The organism is Rhodospirillaceae bacterium (genome assembly GCA_016722635.1).
In the GTDB taxonomy this organism is placed as follows: Bacteria; Pseudomonadota; Alphaproteobacteria; order JAEUKQ01; family JAEUKQ01; genus JAEUKQ01.
Genome location: JADKIX010000014.1, coordinates 1 through 5,402, shown reverse-complemented (window position 1 = coordinate 5,402; position 5,402 = coordinate 1). Strand labels below are relative to the sequence as shown.

Annotated in this window: 7 protein-coding genes; all 7 read left to right on the top strand. The window is 38.2% G+C overall.

Annotated elements, in window-relative coordinates; genetic code table 11:
* The first annotated feature begins 51 nt into the window (after nt 1-51).
* The 7 genes from IPP67_09885 to IPP67_09855 all read left to right on the top strand — a co-directional run bounded on the left by IPP67_09885 (nt 52) and on the right by IPP67_09855 (nt 5,387).
* Nucleotides 52-174 (top strand): helix-turn-helix domain-containing protein, encoded by a 123-nt coding sequence (locus IPP67_09885; protein ID MBL0339430.1) that lies wholly within the window; start codon nt 52-54, stop codon nt 172-174.
* Between the two features lie 457 nt (nt 175-631).
* The gene (locus tag IPP67_09880) at nt 632-2,890 is read left to right on the top strand and encodes a DUF3987 domain-containing protein (protein MBL0339429.1); all 2,259 of its coding nucleotides are present in this window, start codon (nt 632-634) and stop codon (nt 2,888-2,890) included.
* A 561-nt stretch (nt 2,891-3,451) separates the two neighbouring features.
* Entirely contained in the window at nt 3,452-3,688 is a 237-nt protein-coding gene (locus IPP67_09875; protein MBL0339428.1) for a hypothetical protein, read from the top strand.
* 148 nt (nt 3,689-3,836) lie between these two features.
* Nucleotides 3,837-4,196, top strand: coding sequence for a hypothetical protein (locus tag IPP67_09870; protein MBL0339427.1), 360 nt, complete (start codon nt 3,837-3,839; stop codon nt 4,194-4,196).
* Nucleotides 4,197-4,420: 224 nt separating this feature from the next.
* Nucleotides 4,421-4,693 carry a hypothetical protein gene (locus IPP67_09865; protein ID MBL0339426.1) on the top strand — a complete coding sequence of 91 codons (273 nt, stop codon included), beginning with the start codon at nt 4,421-4,423 and terminating at the stop codon, nt 4,691-4,693.
* Between the two features lie 321 nt (nt 4,694-5,014).
* Nucleotides 5,015-5,140, top strand: coding sequence for an HNH endonuclease (locus IPP67_09860; GenBank protein ID MBL0339425.1), 126 nt, complete (start codon nt 5,015-5,017; stop codon nt 5,138-5,140).
* Nucleotides 5,133-5,387, top strand: coding sequence for a hypothetical protein (locus IPP67_09855; GenBank protein MBL0339424.1), 255 nt, complete (start codon nt 5,133-5,135; stop codon nt 5,385-5,387). Before IPP67_09860 ends, IPP67_09855 begins: the two co-directional genes overlap by 8 nt.
* Nucleotides 5,388-5,402 lie beyond the last annotated feature (15 nt).

Genomic DNA, 5,402 nt, shown 5'->3' with positions numbered 1-5,402 from the left:
AAAATAATGCTAACAACAGGCGAAATACGAGAAAAGCTGAAGGACGCAAACTTGTGGAAAGTGGCTAAATTGGCTGGCATTACACCGCAGACTTTGTACAGGTTTATGCAAGGCCGGGACATCAGGCATGTGACTCTCGAGCAGTTATCTAAATATCTGGAAACGAGGCCGTAACAATGGCAGCAATATACGCCTTGTTTTAATTGATCAAGCATATAACTTTCAATTGGATAGAGTAATCTGCTAATCTGCGAGTGATCTTTACCTATAGATCCATCTTTCAATCTAGACATAACATCAATTAAATCCTCACTTCCTATAAGTTCTCCACTTTTCCATATTATTGTTTGCAGTTCTAAGATTAATTCATTATCCAAGATAATCTCCGTTTGGTTTTGTGTGTTGCAATTATAAATCAAGCATGATATTATTTCAACCTTAATTTAACAAAAAAAGGCGGAATAATCACTAACTCTTCGCAAATCAGACTGCTATTAAAAGATCTAGGCTTACTGTTGTTTCAAAAGGAAATTGGAAACCTCAAACCCAACCTCTTGGCTATCTATAAAGGTGAATCAAAAAACCCAAATTACGAAACTATAGAGAAGCTATCTGAATATCTGGAGCGAAAATGATAGAACAACAAATCTATGACGCAATGCGCTCATATGGGATTGAGCCGCCTGACAAGATATTATTTAACACTATAAGAGTAGTTAGGTTTGGCAAAAATAGCGAAGGCTGGTATATATTTTATAGTGATGGCATAACCGCCGGGGCTTTTGGCGATTGGTCAGAAAGCTCTTCGTATACATGGTGCGAAAAAAGAACTGATGATTTTACGCAAGAGCAGCAAGCCCAATTCAAGCTGCGCATGGATCAAGCAAGGGAAGCGCGTGAAGCTGAGAGGATAATTGTTCAACAGGAAGCCAAAGAACTGGCTGGCAGAATATGGGAATCATCACAGCCAGCAATCGATCATCCATACCTTGACCGTAAAATGATCAAGCCGTGCGGCGTGCGCATCAGTAAAGATGGTAATCGGATAATCATTCCGCTTTACAATGAGAGTGGAGAAATAACCTCACTCCAGTTTATCGATGCTGATGGTAATAAAAAGTTCTTGACAAACGGCCAAGTTAAAGACTGCTATTTTAGGATCGGCAAGCCAAACGGAAATGTGTGCATAGCAGAGGGATTCGCAACTGCTGCATCAATCCATGAGGCTACCGGGTACGCTGCTATTGTTGCTTTTAGTGCTGGAAAATTGGAGGCATGTGCAAAATTCGTGCGGACCAAAATGCCTAAGTCAAATTTGATCATATGCGCCGATTATGGCGAAGTAGGAATTGAAAAAGCAAGGCTTGCGGCTGAATTATCCAATGGTGTAATGATCTATCCACAGTTTGATGATAATGCACCGGATTGGGCGACTGACTTCAACGACCTGCGCGTTTTGAATGGCCTGGACGCTGTTAGAGGTGCAATCATTAAAGATAAAAAAACAAGTAATATCCTGGATGCTGAGGTTAAATATTCATCGGTCGACGTGGTGCAATTCGTTGAGGATAGCCATATTCTCAAGCGCTTGAGCATGTATATCTCAGAGAAAACCTATCTGCCTGTCAGCACTGTATTTTTAGCCGGGTTAGGTGTTTTTAGCTCGATGGCTTGCAGGGAATTCGCTGTCACTTATCAGGACCATGAAAAACTCCCGATCGGACTTTATGTGGTCACAGAACAGCCGCCAGGTTCAAGCAAATCACGCTGCTTGAAATACTTCCAAAAGCCGTTTTATGAGATGTCGGAAAAAGTACACGAGGCCATCCGCAAAGAGCTATCAGAACTTCTTAAACATGATGGAAATTTAGACGAAAACGAAGAAACCAGACTAGCTGAGCTGCAGCATAAAATCAAAGTACTCGGTAACCTGTTCACCACAAACGCAACTTCGGAAGGACTCGAAAAAGGCTTATCTGAAACCAATGGATTTTTTAGCGCAATCAGCAGCGAGCAGGGTCTTTTTAACGTGCTTTTTGGTGGATCTTATAAGGCGGACAGAGCGAATAATAACGACGTAGCATTGAACGGGTTTGACGGTGGATTTATCAACTCAGCTCGCGTAACCAGAAAAGGTTATTGCGGCCATGTCGTCGGCGGCATTGTCTGTTTTGCTCAGTCAGGATCAATTGAGACGCTCTTAAACTCATCAAATGGTACTGGCCTATCAGAAAGGTTTTTAATGCTTGCTGAGCCTCATTCCTTAGGTATTAGGGACCATGAGCGCGAATCCACGTTATCAAACGAATTTTACCTCGAGTACGCAGAAAAATGCACAATCCTGGAAAGCTCTTTATCAAGTTGCGACAAGTTCGGATCTACCCGCGATCTGTACATAAGTGATAACGGTTTCGCCATGATTAGAAAATACCTAAATTACGTTGAACCACACCTCAAAGACGGCGGGAAATTTTCACATGCTTCACTCAGGGGAGCAGCCGCTAAGATCGATATGCAAATCATGAAAATTGCTGCTAACTTACGTTTACTTGGCGAAAAAATAGACTTCTGGTCGGGAATTGACGATAAATACATTGAAATGGCAATCAATATTTCCAACGAAATGCTAGAGGCAAATTTGCGGTTATGTCAGGATAAAGGTGTCATTGGATGCCGTGCAGAATTCGAGGCAATTTTGCGATTGTTTGAAGAAAACAGTAAACCAAGAATCGAGCGGGCGATTATCCAGTCTCGTGCAAAAGTTTCTCCGTTCAAAGAATTCTCAGGAAACAAGTCAACCAAGATTCGGGAGACTCTATCCGAAATGGTTGAGCAGGGAATCTTATCTAAAAACTCATTAGGCGGTATAACGAGTTATACGGCGATATAATTACGCTACCTATACTTCCGTATCAAATTTCTTTTTTAATGCCGCTACGACGATCCTGGTCAGTTTTAGCGGCATTTTCAATTGTTATTCTATCTCGGTTTTGCAGGATTATTGAAAATAGGGTTGTTGTAAGCTTCGTTGCAAAAGTTGTAAGTTCTTACAACACAAAAATTTTTCTAAAAGTATCTGTAACTATATGTATTTAAAGGATAATAAATAATAATAATATAATAATAATACCTTATGTTGTAGCTTTTGTAGCTTTTTCCTTTTTCCTTTTCCATCCCTCATTATTATTATTTTTACCTATACTTTTACATGCCCATACCCGCAGTTTTTTCCTTACAACCGTTCAACAAATGCGTAAGATTATGATTATATTAAGGAAATGTGTTGAAAACCGTGTTGTAAGGCTTACAACGTCTACGACGGCATTGATTTTAAAGGATAATTTAGCTTAAAAAAGCAGATAAAATTAAATTTAAATAATTTTTATCTTAATTATTGCAATTACAAATAATTTTGTTTATAATTTCTTTTTTTAAATAAAGAGTAATTAAAATGGAAAACTTAAAAACACCACCAGTTCCAGAAAGAAATAAATACCAATTTGGTAAAATGATCCCTGGAGACTATAGAACTTATAATTTTGCAACACATAAAGATTTGTTAAAAGCTCAAGTAAATGCACATAATGCAGGAACTAGAACCGGTAATAAGTTCGTAACAAGAAAAAATGGCTTGACACTTCAAGTGTGGTGCATAGCCAAACCAGATCCTTTCTTCGGAGAGGTTTGAGAATGCAATCACTATGCTCATCGGATGTTTTGCTTGAACGATTGGGGAGAATTACTCATGCTGATTACGTTAATCATTATCGGTGGTCTCGTGGTGTTGGATTGATTGGTTATTATAATGATTTGTTTTTTGCGAGAGGTGAACCGAAATGAAACTATCTGATATCGTGCCGTTTATCATAATTCCATCGCTTGCTTTTTATGGAGTTGTTTATGGGGTAGATTGGGCTATAACCATAGTAGAATACTATTGTTATATCATGATAGCTATAAGTGTTTTTGTTGTTTATTGCTCTGATTTTACTGATTTTGGCGATGAATACATTAAGAAAGCAAAACTAAGCGCAACTAACTACGGATCAGTGAAGCGAAAATTTGGTTATGTATTGATGCTTGTAACATCAGCCATGCTTATTAATAACGATCATATAATGATAAGCATTATGATATTTATCATACTCATTGTTAATGAGTATCTTGCCTGGAGGATAATAAATGCAAATAAGTAAAATATTTTATCAAAAGTGTTGACATTTATTTTAATAGGAGTATAGTTACTACATCAGCAGCAAATAACTTAACCTGGAGAATAAAATGAGCACATATCAAGTGATAAGCGAAGAGAAAGAAACATCTGGTAAAGTAATCTTTGAAGGAACATTGAAACAATGTTATGAGTTTCAGAGATCATATGCAGGATCAAAATATCCAAGTATTTCATTAGGAGAATAAAATGAAAACAGTAAACTTAAAAAAATTAGTAGTTAACGACAAATTCAATACTTTCTGGTTCACAACAGAAAATGGCCTCACTTTCGCATCTAGCGAGGCAAAAGTTAAAGATACAGACACGGTGAATATTATGTTTGCCGGATATGTAGGAAAAGATGTTGATGGTTTTGATAAATGGGTTGTAGAAGGTAAAGGCGAAGGATTTGCAATGAAGGGCTCGTTCTATAACGAACAGGATTATAATAACTTTGTTGAAGCCAACACAAAAATTTAAGGACGATTTCAACCTGGTACTTAATCACTATCAGGTTGATGTCGATGAAGCAAAGTTCGAAAAGGCCCGTGTGATGGCTAATTACCATGATGCGTCCTTGTGCTATGCTGCGATTGCTTATGAGATTAAGATGGGATTGGTGTAATGCGCACACTAAAGACATCAACGATACGCACAGCTAAAACCTCGCTGCTTAACATAGCGCGGAACAATCCTAACGCTACAGTGCGCATGCGAGGTGAGAACTGGACAAAGATCAGACGCAAGTGGTTGACTGCCAATCCATTGTGTGTTATGTGTCAATCACATGGTTATACTACAATGGCTGACCATATCGATCATATCGTGCCATTATTCAAAGGTGGCGATGATAACGAGAATAACTATCAATCGTTGTGCGTTGACTGCCATCGTATTAAGACTAAAGAGGATTTAAAGAATGGATGATTTTAATGCTGATACAGTTTACAGGTTGATCGACAAGCAAAGACCTAAGTTTGTTTTGCGCGTTGGTGAATATGAGATGAAGACTATTAGTGTGCTTAAAGATGGGCTTGGTCGATATATATATGATAAAGGTAGCAATACTTTGTTTGGTTATGATTTGCAGATAGTTGAAGGTTCATGTCTTAAACTCATAACCATTGTTAATGATGATACAAATGTTGCTAAAAATGTACTCCCCTGCATCTAAAATCTCTGGCTTGCA

Excerpts from the sequence above, each read along its gene's own strand:
- IPP67_09880 (MBL0339429.1), top strand. The coding sequence starts at position 632 with ATGATAGAACAACAAATCTATGACGCAATGCGCTCATATGGGATTGAG.
- IPP67_09875 (MBL0339428.1), top strand. The coding sequence starts at position 3,452 with ATGGAAAACTTAAAAACACCACCAGTTCCAGAAAGAAATAAATACCAA.
- IPP67_09870 (MBL0339427.1), top strand. The coding sequence starts at position 3,837 with ATGAAACTATCTGATATCGTGCCGTTTATCATAATTCCATCGCTTGCT.
- IPP67_09865 (MBL0339426.1), top strand. The coding sequence starts at position 4,421 with ATGAAAACAGTAAACTTAAAAAAATTAGTAGTTAACGACAAATTCAAT.
- IPP67_09860 (MBL0339425.1), top strand. The coding sequence starts at position 5,015 with ATGGCTGACCATATCGATCATATCGTGCCATTATTCAAAGGTGGCGAT.
- IPP67_09855 (MBL0339424.1), top strand. The coding sequence starts at position 5,133 with ATGGATGATTTTAATGCTGATACAGTTTACAGGTTGATCGACAAGCAA.